Below are 21,983 nucleotides of genomic sequence, written 5' to 3'. Positions count from 1 at the left end.
CGCCATTGCGATGGCAAGACCGCTGAAACGCAGAAGCCCGGCTTGCGCCGGGCTTCCGCTATCGCACGTACGAGCCCGCTTAGAAGCTGGCGCGCACGCCCAGGTTGAACTGGCTGTTCTTGTCGCCGAATTCGGCTTCGCCGACGATGCCCCAGGTCTCGTTGAACTTGACCAGTGCGCCGATCGTGCCGCTGAATTCGCCGTCGTAGACGTCGCCGTCGGTGTAGTTGGCCTTGATCCAGCCTTCGAAGTTCGCCGCCAGGTCGCCGCGCAGGCCGAGCGAAGCGCGGTAGTCGTCGCCTTCGACGGCTTCTTCGTCTTCGACGTCGATTTCGGTGCGCAGGTAGCTCAGCTCACCGGTCCAGTCGACGCGGTCGGACAGCGTGTGGTGGTAGCCCAGGCCGATCTGGTACTGGGTGGAGTCGATGTCGACTTCGCCGAGGTAGCTGCCGGCGTAGCTGATTTCGATATCGTCGCTGCCCTGGCGGTAGCCGCCGAACAGGTGCATGGCATCGTTCAACGCGACCGAACCGGCGATGTAACCGCCAGCGGCCTTCGGGTCCTCGATATCGAGGTCTTCGTCGACGGTGACCAGTTCGATCTTCTGCACCGAGTAGCCGGCTTCGACATGGGTGTAGCTCAGGCCGTCGGCAGCGGCGGCCGCAGACGAGGCCATGGCCAGCGCAAGCGCCAGCGCGAGTTGCTTCTTCATAAATCCCCTTGATCCTTCGAAATGTGATGACCGTTCCCTTCCTCGGGAACGCGCGCATCTTAATGAAAAAATTACATCTTGTCTGTGTGTGTCCGTTGGCATAGGCGCGGCGCGGAAAACCCGTTGCGATGGGCTTGCGCCGCCCCGTCGCCCGGGCCTTCGTCGGCAAAGAAAGGACAAAAAAAAGCCCCGCGATGCGGGGCTTTCTCGAACAGCGTCGGCGCCGGGCCGGCTTATTCCTTGGCAGCGGTCTTCTTGGCCACGACCTTCTTGGCCGGTGCCTTGGTCGCGCTCTTGACGGCGGTCTTCTTCGCTGCCGGCGCGGCGGCGGTGCCGGTCGCCTTGCTCACGGCCTTGCGGGCGTTGCCGTAGCTGGAGTTGTAGCGCTTGCCCTTGGCGGTCTTGCGGTCGCCTTTACCCATGGTCGTGCTCCTAATTAAGACGTTCTACAGTTGAATCGAATGGTGGTCCGCGCAGGCTGCAGGCGATTTCGCCGGGGGCCGAGGCCCGGTGTCCGGCGCTGCGCGGCCGCGCGCGAGGCTGCGAAGCCTAGCACAAGCGTCGATCCGAGGCGTCCGCAGCCGCTCCTGTGGGCGCTCAGTGAGCGCAGCTGGCGTCGTGGACGTGGCTGTGGTTCAGGCGCAGGTTGGCCAAGTGGGCCAGGCCGACCAGGGTGCCGCCGAAGGTCATGGCGATGGCGTGCGGCAACAGCGAGCCGTGCAGCGGCGGGTACAACACGCCGATCCACAGCACGCTCAGGCCCGGAACCAGCAGCGACAGCGCGCGCACGGCGTGGTGGCGGCGATAGCCGGAGATCAGGCTGGCCGTGCCGAGCATGGTGGCGAAGATGACGAAGGCCAGTTCGAAGCCGTCGTCGAACCAACCGGCGAAGCCCAACGAGGGCAGCACCGCGATCAGCAGCGGCAGCGCTGCGCAATGAATGGCGCAGGCCAGCGAGCCGAAGGCGCCGATCCGGTCGATTAAGCCGCGTAGCAATGAAGACATGGGGGGATGACTTCTGGGATGGTTGTCAATCGGTAAACGTTACTTTATAACATTTCACCATCCCCCGCCAGTTCATCGTCAGCCGGTTCATCATGCCCAAGCCCATCCGTTCATTCCTCGGCGCACGTCGCAGCGCGCTCACCATCGCCCTTACCCTGGCCCTGCCGGCCGCGCTGGCCACCGCCCAGGCCAATGCCCAGGAGCCGCCTGGGGGCACCGCCAGCGACACCCGCCACGGCAAGGCTACCAGCCTCGACGCCGTTGTCGTCACAGCCACCCCGCTGCAGTCCAGCGCCGAGGAACTGGCCCAGCCGGTCGAGGTGCTGGCCGGCGAGAAGCTCGACGAAGCGCGCGGCACCACCCTCGGCGAGACCATCGGCAAGCTGCCCGGCGTGCAGAGCTCCAACTTCGGCGCCGGCGTCGGCCGCCCGATCATCCGCGGCCTGGAAGGCCCGCGTGTCGGCGTGCTGACCGGCGGCCTGGCCAGCCAGGACGTGTCCACCGTCAGCCAGGACCACAACGTCACCGTCGAACCCTTCCTCGCCGACCAGATCGAAGTGCTCAAGGGCCCGGCCACCCTGCTCTACGGCAGCGGCGCGATCGGCGGCGTGGTCAACGTGGTCGACGGCCGCATCGCCGAGCGCCCGCTCGACGAAACCGTGTCCGGCCGCGCCGAGATCCGCCACGACACCGTCAACGACGGCGTCACCGGCATGGCCCGCGTCGATGCGATGGGCGCCGACGGCGCCCTGGTGCTGCATGCCGACGGCGTGTACCGCAACAACAAGGATTACGAAACCCCGCTCGGCCGTCAGCGCAACAGCTTCGTCGACACCAAGACCGGCGCGCTCGGCGCCTCGTTGGTCGGCGATCTGGGCTTCCTCGGCTTTTCCGCAGCGCGCTACGAAGACCGCTACGGCAATCCCGGCGAACCCGGCGATGCGCTCGAAGGCGAAGCGCCGGTGCACATCGACATGAAGCAGAACCGCTTCGAGCTGAAAGGCGGCATCAATCAGGCCTTCGGCATTTTCAGCGGCCTGCGCGCGAGCGTGGCCAACACCGAATACGAACACATCGAATTCGAAGGCGACGAAGTCGGCACGCGCTTCCTCAGCGACGCCACCGAAGGCCGCCTGGAGCTGACCCACAAGCCGTTCGGCGGCTGGATCGGCGCGGTCGGCGTGCAGGGCTACGAGCGCAAGTTCCAGGCGATCGGCGAAGAGGCCTTCGTGCCCAAGACCAAGACCCGCGCCGCCGGCTTGTTCGTCACCGAACAGCGCACCTGGGACCCGCTGCAGCTCGAACTCGGCGCGCGCGTCGACAAGATCGAAAGCTCGCCGTTCGGCGCGGCCAAGCGCGACTTCACACCGGTCAGCCTGTCGGCCGGCGCACTGTGGAAATTCAACGACGCCTGGCGCCTGAGCCTCAACCTCGACCGCGCCGAACGCGCGCCGGCCGAAGAGGAATTGTTCGCCCACGGCCTGCACGCAGCCACCGCCTCGTTCGAGATCGGCGACGCCGATCTGCGCAAGGAGCGCGCCAACCAGGTCGAACTGGGCGTGCATTACCACGGCGCGAAATTCGAGGCCAAGCTCGCCGCCTACCAGACCCGCTTCGACGGCTTCATCTACCTGCTCGACACCGGCGAGATCGAAGACGACAGCCCGGTGCGCCAGTGGAGCCAGGCCGACGCCAAGTTCACCGGTTTCGAAGGCGAAGCGATCGCGCACCTGTTCGACGGCGACGCCGGCAAGTTCGACGTGCGCGTGTTCGGCGACAGCGTGCGCGCCAAGCTCGACAACGGCGGCAACCTGCCGCGCATCGCCCCCGGCCGCGTCGGCGGCGAATTGCGCTGGGACGCCGACTCCTGGCGCGCATCGCTCGGCGCGACCCGCTACATGAAGCAGGACAAGGTCGCGGCCAACGAAACCCCGACCGACGGCTACACCCTCGTCGACGCCCACCTGGCCTACCACTGGGACGCGGGCAACCTGGGTTACGAGGTCTTCCTCAACGGCAGCAACCTGACCGACCAGGAGGCACGCGTGCACACCTCCTTCCTCAAGGACAGCGTGGTCCTGCCCGGCCGCGGCGTCGATTTCGGCGTGCGGGTGTTCTTCTGACGGCGCTGTCCCCCATGGACGCCACCTGACTTCGGGGTTCTCAACGATCTCTCTCCCAGTCGTGTCGTGACCTATCCCCGTGGCCCAGACGCCGACCTCGTGTCGGCGTTTGCGGTGGCGGCGCAAATAGGTGTATATACACCCAATGAGCGCCCGAACCGAGCCCGCCGCCGCCCCGACCCAGAGCGTCTGCACCTGCTTTCGCATGCGCAAGCTGGCGCGGCTGATGAGCCAGCGCTACGACCAGGCCCTGGCGCCGGCCGGGATCAACCTCAACCAGTATTCGATCTTGCGCCGCACCGGCGGCCAGGGCCGTCCGCTCGGCGAAATCGCCCGCGAGCTCGGCATGGACCGCACCACCCTGAGCCGCGACCTCAAGCCGCTGGTCGAATCGAACTGGATCGAGAGCGTGCCCGGCCTGGATGCACGCCAGCGCCGCCTGCGCATCACCGACGAAGGCCGGCGGGTGATCGAACGCGCGCAACCGCTATGGCGACAGGCGCAGGACCGGATCGATCAAGGCCTGGGCGCCGAAGGCGTCGCCGCTTTGCATGCGCAGTTGGACCGCGCGATCGCGCAGTTGCAGGACGACGCGCCGTGAACGGGCCGATACGAACGATCCGGCCTGGGTTGTTTGTGTCGTTCCGGCGAGAGCGCACTGCGTTCTGCCCGGGCGGAACCGGATGTTCGAAACCTATCGTGCGAGAACGCTTGCGGTCTCTGGATTCCCGCCTTCGCGGGAATGACGAGAACAACACACGAGCGTCGGCCTGCAACGACGCGCATGCAAGCTGCGCGGCATCGCCACAGGCTGAGGCGATGCCGCGAACTGGCGGTCGCCACTGCGCGAGAGCGGACTCGGCTTTACTTCGCCCTGCACCGGAGTCATTGCGAACAGTCCAGCGACTGCATTCGCCTGCAACGCCCTGAAGTCTGCCGCACTCGAAACCACGCTCGCCCCCTCCCTCCCCGCAGTTCCTCTGCCGCCGAGAACCCCATGAGCACGACTTCCTCTCCGCCCACGATCAAGACCGCGTCCTATTGGCCGTTGCTGCTCGCCGCCACCGCGATGCTGATGATCACCATGGGCATCCGCCAGTCGCAGGGCTTGTTCGTCAAACCGATCGGCCAAAGCACCGGGCTCGGCATCGCCGAGATCAGTTTCGCCCTGGCAATCGGTCAGTTCGTCTGGGGCGCGGTGCAACCGGTGTTCGGCGCGCTGGCCGATCAACGCGGGCCGGGGCGCGTGCTCGTATTCGGCGGCGTGCTGTTGATCGCCGGCATGGGGCTGACGCCGTTCGTGTCGTCGCAATGGGGCTTGATGGTGACGCTCGGCCTGCTCGGCGCCGCCGGAGCCGGCGCCGGCAGTTTTTCGATCCTGATCGGCGCCACCGCGCAGCGTTTGCCGGCGGAAAAGCGCTCGATGGCGGCCGGCTTCATCAACGCCGGCGGCTCGCTCGGCCAGTTCGTGTTCGCGCCGCTGGTGCAGGCGGTGATCGCCGCCTCGGGCTGGATGATGGCGATGTGGACGCTCGCCGTCGCGGCCGTCGCGACCCTGCCGTTGGCTTGGCCGTTGCGGCGCCGTACCGCACCCGCCGCTGCACCCGGAAGCATCGCCGCCGCGCCCGCGGCCGAGATCGGCCTGCGCGCGCAACTGCGCGTCGCTTTGCGCGACCCGAGTTATTGGATGCTGCACGTGGGCTTTTTCACCTGCGGCTTCCATATCGCCTTCCTGGTCACCCATCTGCCCGGCGAAATCGCCCTGTGCGGTTTGTCCGACAACGTCTCGGCGGTGTCGTTGGCCTTGATCGGTTTGTTCAATATCGCCGGCAGCCTCGCCGCCGGCTGGCTCGGCCAGCGCTATCGCATGAAGCACCTGCTCGCGCTGATGTACGCCAGCCGCGGGGCGATGATCGCGATCTATCTGATCTCGCCGCCGACGCCGTTGACCTTCTATCTGTTCGCCGCCGGCCTGGGCCTGACCTGGCTCGCGACGGTGCCGCCGACCGCGGGCCTGGTCGGCAAACTGTTCGGGCCGCGTTACCTGGGCACTTTGTTCGGCCTGACCCTGTTCTCGCACCAGATCGGCGGCTTCTTCGGCGCCTGGTTCGGCGGCATCGCGATGGCGAAGTTCGGCGACTACACCTGGATGTGGTACGCCGACATCGTGCTCGCCTTGCTGGCGGCGGTGGCGAACCTGCCGATCCGCGAAGCGAAACCGGTCATGACGGGATTAGCGCCGGCGAAGGCTTGAGTTGTCCCCTTATTGGAAAAGGGGTTAGGAAGATTTGCTTTCGCTTCGTCGGTCGCCGCGACCTGAAGCTAAATCCCCCGCGCCAGCGAATCTCACCCGACCTCAAACGACATCGGACGCCGCCCCCTTTTCCAAAGGGGGCGAACTTTCGAACGGGCGAATCGTCGGAGGCATAGCGTCCCCCCTTTGAAAAAGGGGGGTAAGGGGGGATTTGCTCTCGAGCCAACCGCAACGATGAAGCTGCCCAGCAAGAGCAAATCCCCCGCGCCAATCACCGCTAACCTGACTTCCTGCTCAGACAGGGCGCAGCCCCCTTTGCAAAGGGGGCGATTTTCATAAGCGGTTGTCGCAGGCGCTGGACCTGCGAAATCACGCGGTCACGGAATCACGCGGTCACGCAACGAAATCAAGCCTTCGCCTGCACGCAATCGGCGCACATGCCGTGCACTTCCAGGGTTTGCGCCTGCGGCACGAAGCCGAGCGCGCGGGCGCGGCCTTCGAGCAGGTCGACGATGCGCTCGTCTTCCAGCTCGGTCGCCGACTGGCAGCTGTCGCAGATCAGGAACGGCACCGCGTGCTGGGCGCCGCCCGGGTGATGGCAGCCCACATAGGCGTTGATCGAGGCGAGCTTGTGGATGAAACCGTGCTCGAGCAGGAAATCCAACGCGCGGTAGATCGTCGGCGGCGCGGCGGCGTCGTGGGTGGCCTTCATCTGGTCGAGCAGATCGTAGGCCTTCATCGGCTTGCCGGCGTCGGCGATCAGACGCAGGGCATGGGCGCGGATGGGAGTCAGCCGCAAGCCGCGCTGTTCGCAGGCCCGCTCCACCTCCTGCACGAAGGCGTTGCCGTCGTGGACGTGGTGCTGGGGGTCGGTACAGGCGTGGCTGGTGCTCATGGCGGACTCCATTATCGCGGCGCGATGCTTCCTACGCAGGGAGTTTAGTGAGGGCGGCGTCGATGCGTTGCAAGGCCTGGGCCTGGCCGGCCAGGTACACCGTATGCGAAATGTCCGGGCTGACCTGGGTGCCGGTGATCGCCACCCGCAGCGGCTGGGCGACCTTGCCCATGCCGATGGCCAGGGCTTCGGCGGTCTCGTGCAGGGCCGCCGACACGGTCTCGGCGGTCCAGGCGCTGAGCTGGCCCAGGCGGGTGCGGGCTTCGGCCAGCGGCGCGCGGGCATTCGCGGTCAGATGCTTGGCGACCGCCGCATCGTCGTACTCGGTCAGCGGCCGGTACCAGACCGAGGCGCGCTCGGCCATGTCCTTCAGGGTCTGCACGCGGTCGCGCAGGGCGATCACCACGTCGGCCGGGGCCGGGCCGCTGGCCAGGTCGTAGCCGTTGTCGAGCAGATGCCATTCCAGGTGCTTGCCGACCGCCACCGGGTCGTCGCTCTTGAGGTATTGCTGGTTGAGCCAGCCGAGCTTGGCCGAGTCCAGGCGCGAGGCCTTGGAATTGACGTCCTTGAGCTCGAACAAACGGGTCATCTCCTCGATCGAGAAGATCTCCTGGTCGCCGTGCGACCAGCCCAGGCGGACCAGATAATTCAGCAGCGCGTGCGGCAGATAACCGGCGTCGCGGTACTGCATGACGTCGGCCGCGCCGGTGCGCTTGGAGAGCTTGTTGCCCTCCTCGTCGAGGATCATCGGCAGGTGCGAGAAATGCGGCACCGGCGCGCCCAGCGCCCGATAGATGTTGATCTGGCGCGGGGTGTTGTTGACGTGGTCGTCGCCGCGCACGACATCGCTGATGCGCATGTCGAGGTCGTCGACGACGACGGCGAAGTTGTAGGTCGGGTAGCCGTCGGCGCGGAAGATCACCAGGTCGTCGAGTTCGTTGTTGGCGATCTCGATGCGGCCCTTGACCTTGTCCTCGAACACGACGGTGCCGTCGAGCGGGTTCTTGAAGCGGATCACCCGGTTCGGGTCGTCGCGGAAGGGTTCGTTGCGGTCGCGGTAGGCGCCGCTGTAACGCGGCTTTTCCTTCGCCGCCATCGCCGCATCGCGCGCCGCGGCCAACTCTTCCTTGGTCTCGTAGGCGTAATAAGCCGTGCCGGCCGCGACCATCTGTTCGGCGACCTCGCGATAACGCTGCAGGCGATGGGTCTGGTAGATCGGGCCCTCGTCGTAGTCCAGGCCCAGCCAGTCCATCGCCTCCAGGATCGCGTCGATCGCGGCCTGGGTGCTGCGCTCCTGGTCGGTGTCCTCGATGCGCAGGATGAACTGACCGCCCGCGCGGCGCGCCTCCAGCCAGCAGTACAGCGCGGTGCGCGCGCCGCCGATGTGCAGATAACCGGTGGGACTGGGGGCGAAACGGGTGCGGCAGGTCATGCGGGGCTCGGTGAATCCTGGGAGACCGGGGATTTTAACGGAGCCGGGGCACAGGCGTCGGGAAAAGCCGCGGGCGAACGCCACGACAGGGGGTTGGGCCAGGCTGGCAGCAAGGGGCCGAGCCGGGTTTGCGCACCTGCCGTCCCCTCCTCCCAGTCCCGCGATTGCGGCGAAACCCAGGCCCCGCATCGACCCGGTTCCCGCCCTGCACTCGCTCGTCCATCGCCCGGCCAGCTCCCCCACAGCGCGCCCCGGCAACGACCCTGGCTAAACTAAGCCTATGACGACCCTCTTCATCTCCGACCTCCATCTCGACGCCGAGCGTCCGCAGATCACCGAACTGTTCGGCCGCTTCGTCCGCGACGAAGCCCGCGGCGCCGACGCGCTGTACATCCTCGGCGACCTGTTCGAGGCCTGGGTCGGCGACGACGACCCGTCCGAGACCGGCGCCTTCGTCGCGCACGAACTCAAGGCCCTCGCCGACAGCGGCGTGCCGGTGTATTTCATCCGCGGCAATCGCGACTTCCTGCTCGGCCAGGACTACGCCCGGCGCGCCGGCATGAGCGTGTTGCCCGACCCCGCCGTGGTACCGCTGTACGGTCACCCGACCCTGATCGGCCACGGCGACCTGCTGTGCACCGACGATGTCGCCTATCAGCAGTTCCGCGCCCAGACCCGGCACCCGGCCTGGCAGGCGCAGTTCCTGTCGCAGCCGCTCGCCGCACGCCTGGCCTTCGCGCAACAGGCGCGCGCGGCGAGCAAGGCTCATCAGGCCGGCCTGCGCGACGACGGCCGCATGGAAACCATCACCGACGTGTCGCCGGCCACCGTCGCCGAGACCTTCGCGCGTTACGGCATCGACCGCATGATCCATGGCCACACCCACCGCCCCGCCGTGCACGAGCTGGACGTCGCTGGACGCGCCTGCCGGCGCATCGTGCTCGGCGATTGGTACGAGCAAGGCTCGGTGCTGCGCGTCGATCGCGACGGCGCACGCCTGCAGACGCTGGACTGAGCGCATCGCTTACGGCTCCGCCGCAGAAACGAAAACGCCCGGACGCGAAGTCCGGGCGCTGCTGCAAGGCGGCTGGATCGAGCCCGACCCAAGCGCCCCGCCGCATCGGAACCGATGCGGCTTGGAAGCTACTTCTCGGGAAGCTACTACTTAGAAACGCACCTCGGCGGTCAGGAAGGCCTGGCGCGGCGCACCCGACTGCACGGTGTAGTTCAGGCCGCGCGGATCGGAAGCGACGAAACCGTTGGTGCCGAGGCTGCCGAAGTACTGCTTGTCGAAGGCATTGGTCAGGTTCAACTGCAGCTTGAACGCATCGGCCCAAGACAGCTCCTTCCACTCGTACGACGCCGAGGCATCGACCACCCAGAAGCCCGAGACCGAGGAATCGTTGAGGTAGGTCAGATAACGCTTGTCGGTGTACTTGGCGCCGAGCTGCAGCGACAGGCCGTCGCGTTCCCAGCGCACTTCGGTGGCGTACAGGCGCTTCGGCGCATCGACCACCTGCTTGCCCTTGGTGCGGACCAGGGTGGTGCCGTCGAGATAATCCGACTCGTACTGCGAATCGTTGAAAGCCAGCGAGTGGTACCAGCTGAAACCGGCGAACGGCTTCCACACCACGGTCACTTCGGCGCCGCGGCTCTCGACGTCGCCGACGTTGGCGAAACTCGACGCGCAGCCGACGATGCCGGCGCAACGCGCGATGGCGAGCAGACGGTTCTCGAAGTTGACCCGGTACACCGCCACCGAAGCCTCGATCTGCTCGCGGCTGGTACGCAGGCCCGCTTCCAGGGTCTTGGAGCTTTCCGGTTCCAGCGAAGCGACGGCAGCATTGAACGCAGCCTGCGAGGTCGAATGCGGGCCGTTGACGCCGGTGCGGAAAGCCGACAGGTTTTCGCTGTAGGAACCGAAGACCTCCTCGTGCTCGCTCAGCTGCCAGCGCGCGCCGAGCTGCGGCAGGAAGTTGTCTTCCGAAACCAGCTTGCCGCTGGCGCGGCTGGCGCCGCCGATCAGGGTCTTGCCGTCGGTCTCCACGCGCAGGCCCTTGAAGCCGGCATCGATCGCCAGGCGGCCGCCGATGAACTCCATGTGGTCGAGCACGTAGTACTGACGCGTGTCGGTATCGAAGCGCTGGCGGAACACGCGCGCGCTGGGATTGCGGTAGAAGAAGATCTCGTTCGGCGGCTCGTTGCGCTGCAGGTCGTAGAAGTTGCGCTGCACGCCGTGGGCGTTCTTCTCCAGCCACAAGCCGGCCTGCAGGCGGTGGTCGCCGATCTGCCAGGTCAGGCTCGGCATGATGCCGGTGCGCTCGATGTCGTACTCGGTGGTGCGCATGCGCAGCGGCACGGTCGGCGAGACCGAGTACGGCGTCGCCCAGTGACCCTGGCCCTTGTTGTTGTGGTAGTACGCGGTCGCCGCCAGCACCAGGTCGTCGCTGACGTTCCAGTCGGCGTTGAGGTAGGCCAGGTCGTCGTCGCGCACGCCGCGGGCGATGTAATACGCGTCGTCGAGGCTGGTGACGCCGCCGCTGAACTTGCCGTTGGCGGCGTCGATCGCGCGCTGCCAGTCGTTGGCGTAGTTGTCCCAATCCATGCCGAGGCGGCGCGCGGATTCGAGCGAAAGATCGGCGTAGTCGGTCTCGCGGCGACGCGAGGTCGCGGCGAAGCCGGTCACTTTGACGTCGTCGTTGGCGTAGACGAACTTGCCGTTGAATTGGCCGTTGCGCTGCGGGCCGTCGCCCTTCCACTTGTCGGTGGTGTGGAACACGCCGCTGAGGTAAGCGCTGAAGCCGTTATGGTCGCCAGTGTCGATGCGCGCATAGGTGCGGCTGGTGGCGTCGCTGCCGACGGTCTGGGCCAGGCGCAGGCCGTACTCGGCCATCGGGTCGGCGCTGAAGAAGCGCAAGGTGCCGCCGAGGTTGCCCGAGGACGCCGTGTCGATCGCGCCGCTGCCCTGCGAGAGTTCCGCACCGGACAGGTTTTCGGCGGCGATCGCGCGGCTGATGTGCAGGCCGTTGTGGTTGCCGTAGCTCATGTCGCCGAGCGGCACGCCGTCGAGGGTGAAACCGAGCTGCTGCTGCGAGAAGCCGCGGATGCTGAGCTTGCTCGACCACTCGTAGTTGCCCCAGGGATCGGAGCTCTGGAAGTGCACGCCCGGCAGCTTGGCCATGACCTTGAGCGGGCTGGTGCCGGCGGCCACGCGTTGCAGATCCTGCTTGCCCAGCGACTGCACCTGGCGGGTCTGGCCGGTGCCGACCACGGAGACCGCATCGAGGGTGGTGGCGTCGTCGACCGCGCCCGCGCCGACCGCGGCGGTGGCCGGATCGACAGCAGCAGTGGTGGCGGTTTCTGCGGCGAGGCTGTTGCCGGCGTACAGGCAGAACAGAATCGAGGCGGCGAGGAGCGTCGTCTTCGTCGTCATTTCAGGGGAACTTCCAAATCAGAGTGGCCGCCGCGCGTAATGCGCAGTCCGCTCTTGGGCGGCGTCAGAGCGAAGCCCGGAAGTCTGTCGACTCGGTGTGAACGGGATATTGCAGAACGGCGTCAGTTGATGGATTCGGCGCTCATGCTGTGCGCCGATTGCTCTCGAAGAGGTGCCGGCAACCAAGCTTTCTTCGCAGCGGAACCGTCATCGTGCCGACACGGCTATGACGCAAAGGCGCGGCGACTCGGTAACGAATCGCCGCATCCCCGCCGCCTTAGAACCCGGACTCGCCCGGCTTGGCCGGCGCTTGCAGCCTGTAATCTTTCGGCGGCTTCGCGCCCATCAAGTGTTCGACGAAGTAGTCCCACATGCGCCGGGTGTAATACGCGTCGTTGCGGAACAATTCGTGGTTCTGGTTGGGCAGGTACAGCAGGTCGAAGTCCTTGTTGGCCTTGATCAGGGCCGAGGTCAGTTGGATGGTCACCGCCGGCAAGGCGTTCTCGTCGAGGTCGCCATAGACCAGCATCAGCTTGCCCCGCAGGTTCGCCGCCAGTACGGCATTGTCGTTGGCGAGGTAATTGGCCGGCACCGCATCGGGCGACGGCCGCAGCACGCCGCTGGCGCCGTAGTCCGGCGCGCCGCCGAGTATCCGCTCCAGGCCGTTGATGCCGCCGCCGTACATGCCCTGTTGGTTGTGGTTGCCGGCCGAGGACACCGCCACCTTGTAAAAATCCGGGCGCCGCAGGATCGCGCGCGCCGAGGCATGTCCGCCGGCGGAGTGGCCGTAGACGCCGACCCGGTCGAGGTCGAGGCCGGGGTAGCGAGCCGCGAGTTCGCGGATGGCGGCGACGTGGTCGTCGACCTGGACGTCGGCGAAGCCGCCGTGATAGCTGGCGTCGTGAAAGGCCTGCGAACGTCCCGGCGTGCCGCGCGCGTCGATGGTGATCACCACGAATCCCAACGCGGACAGACTCGATCGCGAGATCGGGTTGATCGCCGCGGCCGCTTCGACGAAACCGACCGAGGCATTGGTGACCTGCGGGCCGCCGTAGAAGGCATCGACGATCGGGTACTGCCCAGGCTTCGCGCGCTCTTTCGAATACCCCGGCGGCAAGAACACCGTCGCGTACAGATCGGTGCGGCTGTCGGCCGCCTTCAGCCTGATCCGCTGTGGCGCCTGCCAGCCGGCTTCGAGCACGGCCGAGGCGTCGGCACGTTCGAGTTCCAGCAGTACTTCGCCATCTCGCGTCGAGCGCAGCAGCGTGCGCGGCGGCGCGTCTAGGGTGGAGTAATTGTCGATCACCGCCTCGCCGGTCGGCGACAGCAAGTCGAGCGCCTTACCGCCGAGGATCACGCTGACGCCGCTGTCGAGGTCGTGGTCGGCAGCTTCCGGGGTCAGCAAGCGCGGCTCGCCGCCGTCCAGCCCCACGCGGTACAAACGGCGTTGGTAGGGGTCGCCCGGTTCGCGGCCGCCGGCGGTGAAATACAACTGCCGCCGGTCTTCGTCGACGCCGATGATGTCGCGCACCAGCCAATCGCCCGCGGTCAGGCGCCGGATCATGCGGCCGTCGCGCAGGTCGTACAGGTACAAATGGCCCCAGCCGTCGCGTTCGGAAAACCACACGACTTCGTTGCTGCCGGCGAGCACACGCACCGCCGGGCGACTGTAGATGAAATCGTTGAGCTGCACGCGCGTGTCCGAGCGTTCCTCGATCACATCGCGCAAGCTGCCGTCGTCCAGATCGATCTCGACCAGGCGCATCCGCGCGGGATGGTCGTAGCGCGCGATCACCGCGTAGGCGCGGCGATTGTCCGGCGACCAACCCAACACATCGGCCTCGATCGCGCCGTTCCAACCCTGCGGCAGCCGAATGCTGCGCGTCGCTCCGCTCTCCACGTCGACGCTGTACCACTCGTCGCGTGCCGCCTCGCGATCGCCGAGCAGGCCGAGACGAATGTAGTGGACCTGCGGCCGGAAGCCGCGCTCCGGCGCCATCTCCACCATCGGATAGGGTTCGACCTTGCGCTCGTCGTAACGCGTGCCGAGCAGACGCTTGCCGTCCGGCGACCAGGTCACCGCGAACGGCGGCACCTTCCACTGCCCCAGTTGGGTCGGCACCGCATGCAGCGCGAAGTCGGGCAATTCGCCATAGCCGAAGTGGGCCTCGCCGTCGCGGGTCAGGGCGCGCTCGGCGCCGTTGTGCAGATCGCGCAGCCACAGATTGTGCTCGCGCACGAACACGGCGCTGCGACCGTCGGGCGATGCCAGCCAGTAACGGTCCGGCGTCGTCGCCGGCACGCTGTCGCAGCGATACGCGGCCAGATCGCAGGACAGTTCGTGCTTCCGGTCGCCGGCTAGACGCGCATGCAGGGTGCCGTTTTCGAGGCGCACCGAGATCGGCGTCGGCACCGCCTCGATTTTCGCCGCCGGCAAGGCCGCGCTCATCGCCGCATGCAGACGCGCCGCATCGAACAAGGGGCCGCGGCTGCGTGCGGCCGGATCCACCAGCAGGAACTCCGCACCATGCTCGCCATCGCGGCGGTACCAAAAACGACCGTCGGGCAACCAATGCGGTTCGACCTGGGCGTTCTTGATCCGGCCCCTCAGGTTGTAGTCGAGGACTTTCTCGGCGCGCGCGTAATCGGCGGCGCTGAGCTTCGCCGGCTGCGCGCCGGCCGTTGCCATCGCCGCGAGGCCGAACACCAACGCCATGGCCATCGCCACGCCTATCCCTTGCTTGCTCATGCCATCCCTCCCATGGATCGGAAGGCCGACGATGGCACGGCGCCCCGGCCGCGACTTTACGCGGCGTGGCGTCACGGACGAACGGTAGGCGCGCCCGTGGCGTAGCGCGAACGCGGTCTCATTCGGGAAGACCCGGCTTGTGCGGCAACGGAGCGATGCCTTGGCGCCTGCGGCGCTGCCCTCGCCCTAGCCTTCCCGTCAGTGCCAAGCGGGAGATGGGTTCCTGCAGAGTTCGACGGCCGACGGCGGCTCAGCGCGCGGCGAAGGCTTCCAGCATGCGCAGTTCTTCGTCGTCGAAGCCGGCGGCGCTGCGCGCATCGAAATTGAACGGCCCGTACAGCACGGCGCGCGCGTATTCGGCCAGCAATTCGCGGAAACGCGGCAGCGGGTCGATGCCGGCGCGTTCGCAGTACCAACGGTACCAATGCGAGCCGGCGGCGACATGGGCGACCTCTTCGCGCAGGATGGTTTCGAGGATCGCCACCGTCGCCTCGTCGCCGAGCGAGCGCAGCTTGACGATCATGCCAGGGGTCACGTCGAGCCCTCGCGCTTCCAGCACGCGCGGCACCAGGGCCATGCGCGCCAGGCCGTCGTGGGCGGTCTTCTCGGCCATTTCCCACAGGCCGTTATGGGCATCGAAATCGCCGTAGTCGTAGCCGAGTTCGCGCAGGCGCTCGCGCAGCAGGCTGAAATGCCGCGCCTCGTCGTTGGCCACGCCGACCCAGTCGGCATAGAACTGCGCCGGCAGGCCGCGGAAGCGATAGACCGCGTCCCAGCCCAGGTCGATGGCGTTGAATTCGATGTGGGCGATGGCGTGCACGAACGCGGCGCGGCCGTCGGCCGTGCCGAAGCCGCGCTTGGGCAACTCGCGCGGATGCACCAGCGCTGGCCTGGCCGGCCGGCCCGGCATGCGGATCGGCTCGGGCGGCGGCGCATCGCCGGGCACGGCGAGTTCGCCGCGGGCGAAAGCCTGCGCGGCGGCGAAGGTCATCTCGACCTTCGCCTCGGGGGTGGACGCGTCGAGACAGGCGCGCGCGGCGTCGAACAGCGAAGTCACCGCGCGCACCCCGGGCTCAGGACGCTCGACGCGTCTTCTTGGCCTCGTCCGAACGCAATTGCTGGATGCGCTCGAAATATCCGGGCTCCACGCCGGTGACGTATTCACCGTTGAAGCAGGACGAGTCGAAGTGGTCGATGCGATGCTTCGGCCCGGACACCGCCTGCTCCAGGGCGTCGAGGTCCTGGTAGATCAGCCAGTCGCAACCGAGCAGGGTCTGCACTTCCTCGTCGGTGCGGCCGTGCGCGACCAGCTCGTCGGTCGAGGGCATGTCGATGCCGTAGATGTTCGGGAACCGCACCGGCGGCGCGGCCGAGGCCAGGTAGACCTTGCGCGCTCCGGCGTCGCGCGCCATCTGCACGATCTGCCGCGAGGTGGTGCCGCGCACGATCGAATCGTCGACCAGCAGCACGACCCGGTTGCGGAACTCCAGCGGAATCGGGTTGAGCTTGCGCCGCACCGACTTCGCCCGCTCGCCCTGGCCCGGCATGATGAAGGTGCGGCCGACATAGCGGTTCTTGATGAAGCCTTCGCGGTACTTCACCCCGAGCGTGTTGGCGATTTCCAGCGCCGAGTCGCGCGAGGTGTCGGGAATCGGGATGACCACGTCGATGTCGTGGTCCGGACGCAGGCGCTGGATCTTCTCGCCGAGGGTCTGGCCCATGCGCATGCGCGCCTTGTGCACCGAGACGTCGTCCATCATCGAGTCGGGACGGGCGAAATAGACGTACTCGAAGATGCACGGCGCGTGCTGGCGCGGCTCGGCGCAGATGCGGCTGAACAATTCGCCGCGCGGCGTGATCACGATGCCTTCGCCCGGGCGCACGTCGCGCATGCGCTCGAAGCCGAGCAGGTCGAGGGCGACCGACTCCGACGCCACCGCGTATTCGTCCTGGCCGCCGGTGTTGCGCTTGCCGAGCACCAGCGGGCGGATGCCGTGCGGGTCGCGGAACGCGACCAGGCCCAGGCCGAGCACGGTGGCGACCACCGCGTAGCCGCCGACGCAACGGCGGTGCACGCCTTCGATCGCGGCGAACGCGGACTCGGCGGTCAGCGCGCGGTGACGGTCGAGCTCGTGGGCGAAGACGTTGAGCAACACTTCCGAGTCGGACTCGGTGTTGACGTTGCGGCGGTCCTGCTCGAACACCTCGCGCCGCAGCATGTCGGTGTTGATCAGGTTGCCGTTGTGGGCCAGCGCGATGCCGAACGGCGAGTTGACGTAGAACGGCTGGGCCTCGTCGGAGCCTTCGCTGCCGGCGGTGGGGTAACGGCAATGGCCGATGCCGACGCGGCCTTCGAGCAGGCGCATCGCCGTCTCGTTGAAGACGTCGCTGACCAGGCCGTTGCCCTTGTGCACGCGCAGGCGCGCGCCGTCGGCGGTGGCGATGCCGGCCGCATCCTGGCCGCGGTGCTGCAGCACCGTAAGTCCGTCGTAAAGCTGAGCGGCGACATCCGTGTTGCCGACGATACCGAGAATGCCGCACATAGCGCTTGATCCTGCTGAGAGTCGTTGTTGTTGCTAATGAACGCGTTTTTCGTCTTTGCTGCGGTCGGCGCCGACCTTGGCCGGGTCGCCCTTGATCTGCGTCGCCGTGGCGCCTTGCTGGCCCTTCTGCGGCAGCATGTCGCGCACCGCCTCGGGCAGCGCGTCGGGCAAACCGTTGACCAGGCCATCGGGCAAGGCCCCGGCTATGCCGCCGGACGAGTCCTCAGGCACGGCCTGCGGCAGCGAATCCAGGCCGCCGCTCGGCATCATGTCCGACAGTCCACCCGGCAACCCGCCCGGCAATCCACCGGATAACTTCGGCAGCTTGTCTTCCAGATTCTTGGCCTGCGCCTGGACCGTCGCTTGCAAGGAGGTGCCGCGCCCTTCCAGGTCGACCTTGCGCGCCATGCCGTCCGGCAATGCGGCGCGCATCAACTCCGCGCCCGGCATCAGCATCGCGGCGACGATCGAACCGCGCCATGCGGGTTCGCGCGGCAAGGTCGTCATGCCCAGCACCACCAGCAAGGCGCAGGCGAAGAACACGCCGCGCACCGCGCCCAGGCCCAGGCCCATCAAACGGTCCATCTCCGACAAGCCAGCCGAGTGCGCGATCCGCCGCACCACCATGCCGAACAGGCCGACGCCGATCCACACCGCCACGAAAATCAGCGCATAGCCGCCGAGGTACGACAGCCAGCCCATCTCGCCGTCGCCGAGGCTGCGCCCCACGTCGCCGCCGAACACGTAGGCGGCGATGCCGGCCAACAGCCACGCCGCCAGCGACACCGCCACGCCGATCAGACCGCGCAGCATGCCGAGCAGCGCCGACAAGCCGACGATCAACAACAAACCCCAATCCAGTGCTGTCATAGCGTGACGCTCCCTCTCGTCGCTGGCGCACGCTCGAGCGGCGCGCCCTGCATCGGCGCGCCTTGCACCGATGTATTCAACTGCAGGTCACGCCGCGAACCGTCACGGATGCGGCTTGACCAGTGCGTCGCCGACGCCGAGCTTGCCGGCGACCTGCGCCTTCAACTTGTCCGCGTCGGCACGATTGACCACCGGGCCCAGGCGCACGCGGTTGAGCGTGCCCTTGTCGGTCCGGACTTGTTCGACGAAGGCGCTGAAGCCGGCGGCCCGGGCGCGATCGCGCAATTTGTTGGCTTCGTCGACGTTGCCGAACGCACCCAGTTGGACCGCGAAACCGGTGCCGGCGGCGGCCGGCTTCGGTGCCGGCTTGGCCGGTTCGGCAGGCTTCGCCGCGACCGGCTTGGTTTCGGCCGGCTTGGTTTCGGCCGGCTTGGTCGTCGCCACCGGCTTGGTTTCGACAGGCTTGGTCGCGACGGGTTTGGTTTCGGCAGGCTTGGTCGCGGCCGGCTTGAGTGGTTCCGGCTTCGACGGCGGTAGCGCCGCCGGCTTGACTGGTGCGCTTTCGGCCAGCGGCTTCGGCGCGCTCACCGACGGCGCCGATGCGGCCGGCGCGGTGGTGGCGACGGCCGGGTCGGCGGCCTCGGCCGCGTCGGCGTTGAGCACCACGACCTTGGCGTTGACGTCCTTGCGGACCTTGGTCGAACCCAGGCGCGCCGCCTCGGCGTCGGCCTGGGTCGCGAACGGCCCGATCCGGACCCGATACAAGGTGCGGCCGCCGGCGCCGGCGGCGGTTTCCTGATAACCCGGCAGGCGTGCGGCGTGCAGCGCCGCGATCACCCGGTCGGCGTCGCTGGCGCTGGCATAGCTGCCGAAGCTGACCGCGTAGTCGCCACCGGCGGTGGACGCCGGCTGCATGGTCTTGGCGCCGGCCGCGGTGTCCACGGTCGGCAAGGTGTCGCTGCCGGTCGAAGCCGGCTGGCTGATGTCGGCCGGCTCCATGCCCACCACGCCGCCTTGCGGCGCATCGCCCGGCGTCACCAGCGGCAGTTCGCGGGTCTCGGTTTCGCCCGCAGGCGCGTCCGGCAAGGTCAAGGGAACATCGGAGGCGCCGCTTTCGGGCGCGGGCCCTTTGATCAGCATGGGCAGGAAAATCACCGCCAGTGCGACCAGGACCATCGCACCGATCAATCGCTGTTTCAGGGCAGGTTCCATCGCTACTCGATCACTCGCAGGGCCGGTTACCGGCGCGAATTATACCCCCGCGGCGGCCATGGACCGGTGTGCATGCCTGGCCCGGAGCGTTGTATTCAGAATCGCCGACGGTGAAAGGCCGGTACCGCAAGGCCTCCGGTGCCGTCACGAAAGCACGGCGCGTAATGGCCCGGCTCAATTCGCCGCCAGCCAGGCCAGTGCCGCCGCCGCAGTGTGGAAGGAACCGAACACCAGGATGCGATCGCCGGCGCTGGCCTGTGCCCGCACCGCGGCCAGCGCGGCGGCGACGTCGGCATGGCGGCTGCCCTCGCCGGCCGCGGTGTCGCGCAGCCGTTCGGCGAAAGCCTCCACCGCGATCCCGCGCGGACCGCTGTCGGCCAGCCCGGCCAAATGCCAGGCGTCGACGCCTGCGTGCAAGGCCGCGACCACGCCGGCCACATCCTTGTCGCCGAGCGCGGCGAACACGGCGTGGGTCCGGCCCGGGGCCGGCGCGGCCGCCAGCCAGGCCGCCAGTTCGCGCGCCGCCTGCGGGTTATGGCCGACATCGACCACGATCTCGACGCCATCGCGCACGAAACGCTGCAGGCGCCCGGGCACGTGCGCGGCCGCCACGCCCTCGGCGAACTGCTGGCGCGTGGGCGACTTGCCCAAGGCCCGCAACGCCGCCACCGCGACCGCGGCATTGCGCATCTGCGCCGGCGCGGCCAGCGCCGGCATCGGCAGCTCGACGCGGTAGCCGACCTCGCGCCAACGCCAGCGCGGCCCCTCGTCGGGCTTGTCGGCGTCCGGCGGCAGGGCCTCGAAGAAGAAATCGCAGCCCGCGCGCACCGCCGAGGCGCCGATCGCGTAGGCATGGCGCAGCACGCTCGACGGCGGGTCGTCGTCGCCGAGGATCAACGGCTTCCAGCCGCGGGCGATGCCGGCCTTCTCGAAACCGATGCTCTCGCGGTCCGGGCCCAGGTAATCCTGGTGATCGATGTCGACGGTGGTGATCACCGCCACGTCCGGGTCGACCAGGTTGGTCGCGTCCAGGCGCCCGCCGAGCCCGACCTCGAGGATCGCCAGATCGAGCTTGGCGCGCTCGAACAGCCACAGCGCCGCCAGGGTGCCGTACTCGAAATAGGTCAGCACCACCTCGCCGCGTGCGGCTTCGATGGCCTCGAAGGCCTCGACCAGGGCGGCGTCCCCGGCATCGGCGCCGCCGATGCGGATGCGTTCGTTATAGGCCAGCAGGTGCGGCGAGGTGTAGGCGCCGACGCACCAGCCCGCGGCGCGCGCGATCGCCTCGATGAAGGCGACCGTCGAGCCCTTGCCGTTGGTGCCGCCGACGGTGATCACCTTCCGCGCCGGGCGCTTCAGGCCCAGGCGCTGGGAGACGATGCGGATGCGCTCCAGCCCCATGTCGATGGACTTGGGGTGGATGCGTTCGATGTGGGAGAGCCAGTCGGCGAGCGAGCGTTGCATGGCGCGAATTCTCGCAGATACGCCGGCCGGGTTGATCGGCCGGCGCTGGCGGTTCGACGCCTCAGCCGCGCTGCCACGCCGGCCGCGCCGCCGGGTCGGTGGGGGCTTTCGGATCCTCCGGGGCCAGTCGCGAAGGCCCTAACGGACGCTGCGTCGGGGTCTGCTTCGGCGGCAACGGCGGCTCGGCCGACAATTGCTGCGGCAAGGGCAGGCCCGGACGCTGTCGCGGCCAGGCGCGCACGCTACGCTCCAGCTTCGCGCAGGCCGAAGCCTTGGGCGCGCCGCACAGCACGCGGCTGACATAGAAAGATTTCTTGCCGTCGCTGACCAGGCGCTGGCGGACCAGCGATGGCGCCGCCGGATGGCTGTCTTCGATCAACAGCCACTGAAACGCACCGCGGTCGTCGGCGATGCGCAGCGCCGGCCAGCCCAGCTTGCCGCCCGGCACCTCGCCGCCGAACACCTCGCGGCCTTCGCGTCGCGCCGTGGCGATCAGCTCAAGCACACTGCCCTCCTCCATCGGCAAGGCGTCTGGTAGGAAACCATCGAGGCTGCCGTCGCGCGCGGCGGCGACTTCGGGCACCTGGGCCAGGGGCCAGACCTGGTCCCACTTGGCCTGGGCGCGGGCCACATGCGCGGCGATCTGCTCGGGCGTCGGCGCCTGGAAGTCGACCGGCACCCGCACCCGCGACGCCACCGCGACACCGTCGCGATACTCGGGACTCAAGCGCCATTTCTTCGCCGTCTCCACCGCGGCGCGGTCCAACGCTTCATAACCCGAATCGGTCTCGATCCAGACCTGATCGACCTGACCGCAGCGGTCGAGGTCCAACACCAGCGTCACCGTGCCGGCGGCGCCGAAGATCTCGGCCGGATACTTCGGCGGCGGCAACGACTGCCCGCCGCTGGGGCAGCCGGCCGGCATCGACGCCCCCGCGCCCGCATCGATCGATTGCGCCGCGGCCGGCGCGGCGAACATCACGGCCAACATGGCCGCGGTCCTGCATGCGAATTTCGACACCGCTCTTCCTTGTTTTCGCGCCGCGTCCTGCGGCGGGGTGTATTGCAACACAAGCATCGGGGTGATGGGTCAATGCGGACATGGACGGTGCCGGCGTGGTCGAAGTCGGCGATGGCGCTGGCGGCGCTGTTGCCGTTGCTGTTGCTGTTGCCGTTGCCGTTGCCGTTGCCGTTGCCGTAAAGAGCTTGGCGCAGTACCGACCTCGCGATGCGATCGTAGACCCGGAGGGCGGCGCACAGGACGTGCGCCGTTTTCCGATAAGACAAGGAT

18 protein-coding genes are annotated in these 21,983 nt (G+C 67.9%); 5 read left to right on the top strand and 13 right to left on the bottom strand.

Annotated elements, in window-relative coordinates; all coding sequences use genetic code 11:
- Positions 1-79 precede the first annotated feature (79 nt).
- The 3 genes from EX88_RS0116060 to EX88_RS0116050 form a co-directional block, all read right to left on the bottom strand.
- Positions 80-712: an outer membrane beta-barrel protein gene (locus tag EX88_RS0116060; RefSeq protein WP_031373011.1), complete on the bottom strand. Its 633-nt coding sequence runs from the start codon at positions 710-712 to the stop codon at positions 80-82.
- A gap of 233 nt (positions 713-945) precedes the next feature.
- Positions 946-1,134 carry a 30S ribosomal protein THX gene (locus tag EX88_RS0116055; RefSeq protein WP_031373010.1) on the bottom strand — a complete coding sequence of 63 codons (189 nt, stop codon included), beginning with the start codon at positions 1,132-1,134 and terminating at the stop codon, positions 946-948.
- A 175-nt stretch (positions 1,135-1,309) separates the two neighbouring features.
- The gene (locus EX88_RS0116050) at positions 1,310-1,717 is read right to left on the bottom strand and encodes a MerC domain-containing protein (RefSeq protein ID WP_031373009.1); all 408 of its coding nucleotides are present in this window, start codon (positions 1,715-1,717) and stop codon (positions 1,310-1,312) included.
- A gap of 92 nt (positions 1,718-1,809) precedes the next feature.
- On the opposite strand from EX88_RS0116050, the gene EX88_RS0116045 reads away from it, so the two are divergent.
- The 3 genes from EX88_RS0116045 (at position 1,810) to EX88_RS0116035 (ending at position 6,094) form a co-directional block, all read left to right on the top strand.
- Positions 1,810-3,840 (top strand): TonB-dependent receptor, encoded by a 2,031-nt coding sequence (locus EX88_RS0116045; protein WP_031373008.1) that lies wholly within the window; start codon positions 1,810-1,812, stop codon positions 3,838-3,840.
- A gap of 145 nt (positions 3,841-3,985) precedes the next feature.
- The gene (locus EX88_RS0116040; RefSeq protein WP_031373007.1) at positions 3,986-4,441 is read left to right on the top strand and encodes a MarR family winged helix-turn-helix transcriptional regulator; all 456 of its coding nucleotides are present in this window, start codon (positions 3,986-3,988) and stop codon (positions 4,439-4,441) included.
- 396 nt (positions 4,442-4,837) lie between these two features.
- Positions 4,838-6,094, top strand: a complete 1,257-nt coding sequence (locus EX88_RS0116035; RefSeq protein WP_031373006.1) for an MFS transporter — start codon at positions 4,838-4,840, stop codon at positions 6,092-6,094.
- A gap of 406 nt (positions 6,095-6,500) precedes the next feature.
- On the opposite strand, the gene EX88_RS0116030 is transcribed toward EX88_RS0116035, so the two are convergent.
- Both EX88_RS0116030 and gltX read right to left on the bottom strand, forming a co-directional pair.
- Positions 6,501-6,989 carry a transcriptional repressor gene (locus tag EX88_RS0116030; protein WP_036149149.1) on the bottom strand — a complete coding sequence of 163 codons (489 nt, stop codon included), beginning with the start codon at positions 6,987-6,989 and terminating at the stop codon, positions 6,501-6,503.
- A 31-nt stretch (positions 6,990-7,020) separates the two neighbouring features.
- Positions 7,021-8,421, bottom strand: a complete 1,401-nt coding sequence (gene gltX, locus EX88_RS0116025) for a glutamate--tRNA ligase (RefSeq protein WP_031373004.1) — start codon at positions 8,419-8,421, stop codon at positions 7,021-7,023.
- 280 nt (positions 8,422-8,701) lie between these two features.
- Here gltX and lpxH point away from each other — a divergent pair, with 280 nt between their 5' ends.
- Complete coding sequence (gene lpxH / locus EX88_RS0116020) at positions 8,702-9,436, top strand: UDP-2,3-diacylglucosamine diphosphatase (protein WP_031373003.1); 735 nt, start codon at positions 8,702-8,704, stop codon at positions 9,434-9,436.
- A 150-nt stretch (positions 9,437-9,586) separates the two neighbouring features.
- On the opposite strand, the gene EX88_RS0116015 is transcribed toward lpxH, so the two are convergent.
- The 8 genes from EX88_RS0116015 to EX88_RS24650 form a co-directional block, all read right to left on the bottom strand.
- Positions 9,587-11,854: a TonB-dependent receptor gene (locus EX88_RS0116015; protein WP_031373002.1), complete on the bottom strand. Its 2,268-nt coding sequence runs from the start codon at positions 11,852-11,854 to the stop codon at positions 9,587-9,589.
- A 277-nt stretch (positions 11,855-12,131) separates the two neighbouring features.
- The gene (locus EX88_RS0116010; protein ID WP_235186317.1) at positions 12,132-14,603 is read right to left on the bottom strand and encodes a S9 family peptidase; all 2,472 of its coding nucleotides are present in this window, start codon (positions 14,601-14,603) and stop codon (positions 12,132-12,134) included.
- A 250-nt stretch (positions 14,604-14,853) separates the two neighbouring features.
- Entirely contained in the window at positions 14,854-15,669 is an 816-nt protein-coding gene (locus tag EX88_RS0116005; protein WP_031373000.1) for a ferritin-like domain-containing protein, read from the bottom strand.
- Positions 15,670-15,676: 7 nt separating this feature from the next.
- A complete protein-coding gene (gene purF / locus EX88_RS0116000; protein ID WP_031372999.1) occupies positions 15,677-17,146 on the bottom strand; it encodes an amidophosphoribosyltransferase in 1,470 nt (489 codons plus the stop codon).
- A 33-nt stretch (positions 17,147-17,179) separates the two neighbouring features.
- Positions 17,180-18,016 carry a CvpA family protein gene (locus tag EX88_RS24655; protein ID WP_081931086.1) on the bottom strand — a complete coding sequence of 279 codons (837 nt, stop codon included), beginning with the start codon at positions 18,014-18,016 and terminating at the stop codon, positions 17,180-17,182.
- A gap of 102 nt (positions 18,017-18,118) precedes the next feature.
- Positions 18,119-19,228: an SPOR domain-containing protein gene (locus tag EX88_RS0115990; RefSeq protein ID WP_031372997.1), complete on the bottom strand. Its 1,110-nt coding sequence runs from the start codon at positions 19,226-19,228 to the stop codon at positions 18,119-18,121.
- Positions 19,229-19,402: 174 nt separating this feature from the next.
- Complete coding sequence (gene folC, locus EX88_RS0115985; RefSeq protein ID WP_031372996.1) at positions 19,403-20,692, bottom strand: bifunctional tetrahydrofolate synthase/dihydrofolate synthase; 1,290 nt, start codon at positions 20,690-20,692, stop codon at positions 19,403-19,405.
- Between the two features lie 61 nt (positions 20,693-20,753).
- On the bottom strand, positions 20,754-21,683 hold the full coding sequence (locus tag EX88_RS24650; RefSeq protein WP_031372995.1) for an energy transducer TonB: 930 nt from the start codon (positions 21,681-21,683) through the stop codon (positions 20,754-20,756).
- Between the two features lie 110 nt (positions 21,684-21,793).
- On the opposite strand from EX88_RS24650, the gene EX88_RS27160 reads away from it, so the two are divergent.
- The coding region (locus EX88_RS27160; protein ID WP_235186314.1) for a hypothetical protein at positions 21,794-21,983 on the top strand (190 nt) is incomplete at its 3' end.

It is taken from the genome of Lysobacter antibioticus, from assembly GCF_000731095.1.
Lineage (GTDB): Bacteria > Pseudomonadota > Gammaproteobacteria > Xanthomonadales > Xanthomonadaceae > Lysobacter > Lysobacter antibioticus_B.
This window is presented reverse-complemented; position numbering and strand designations above follow the sequence as displayed.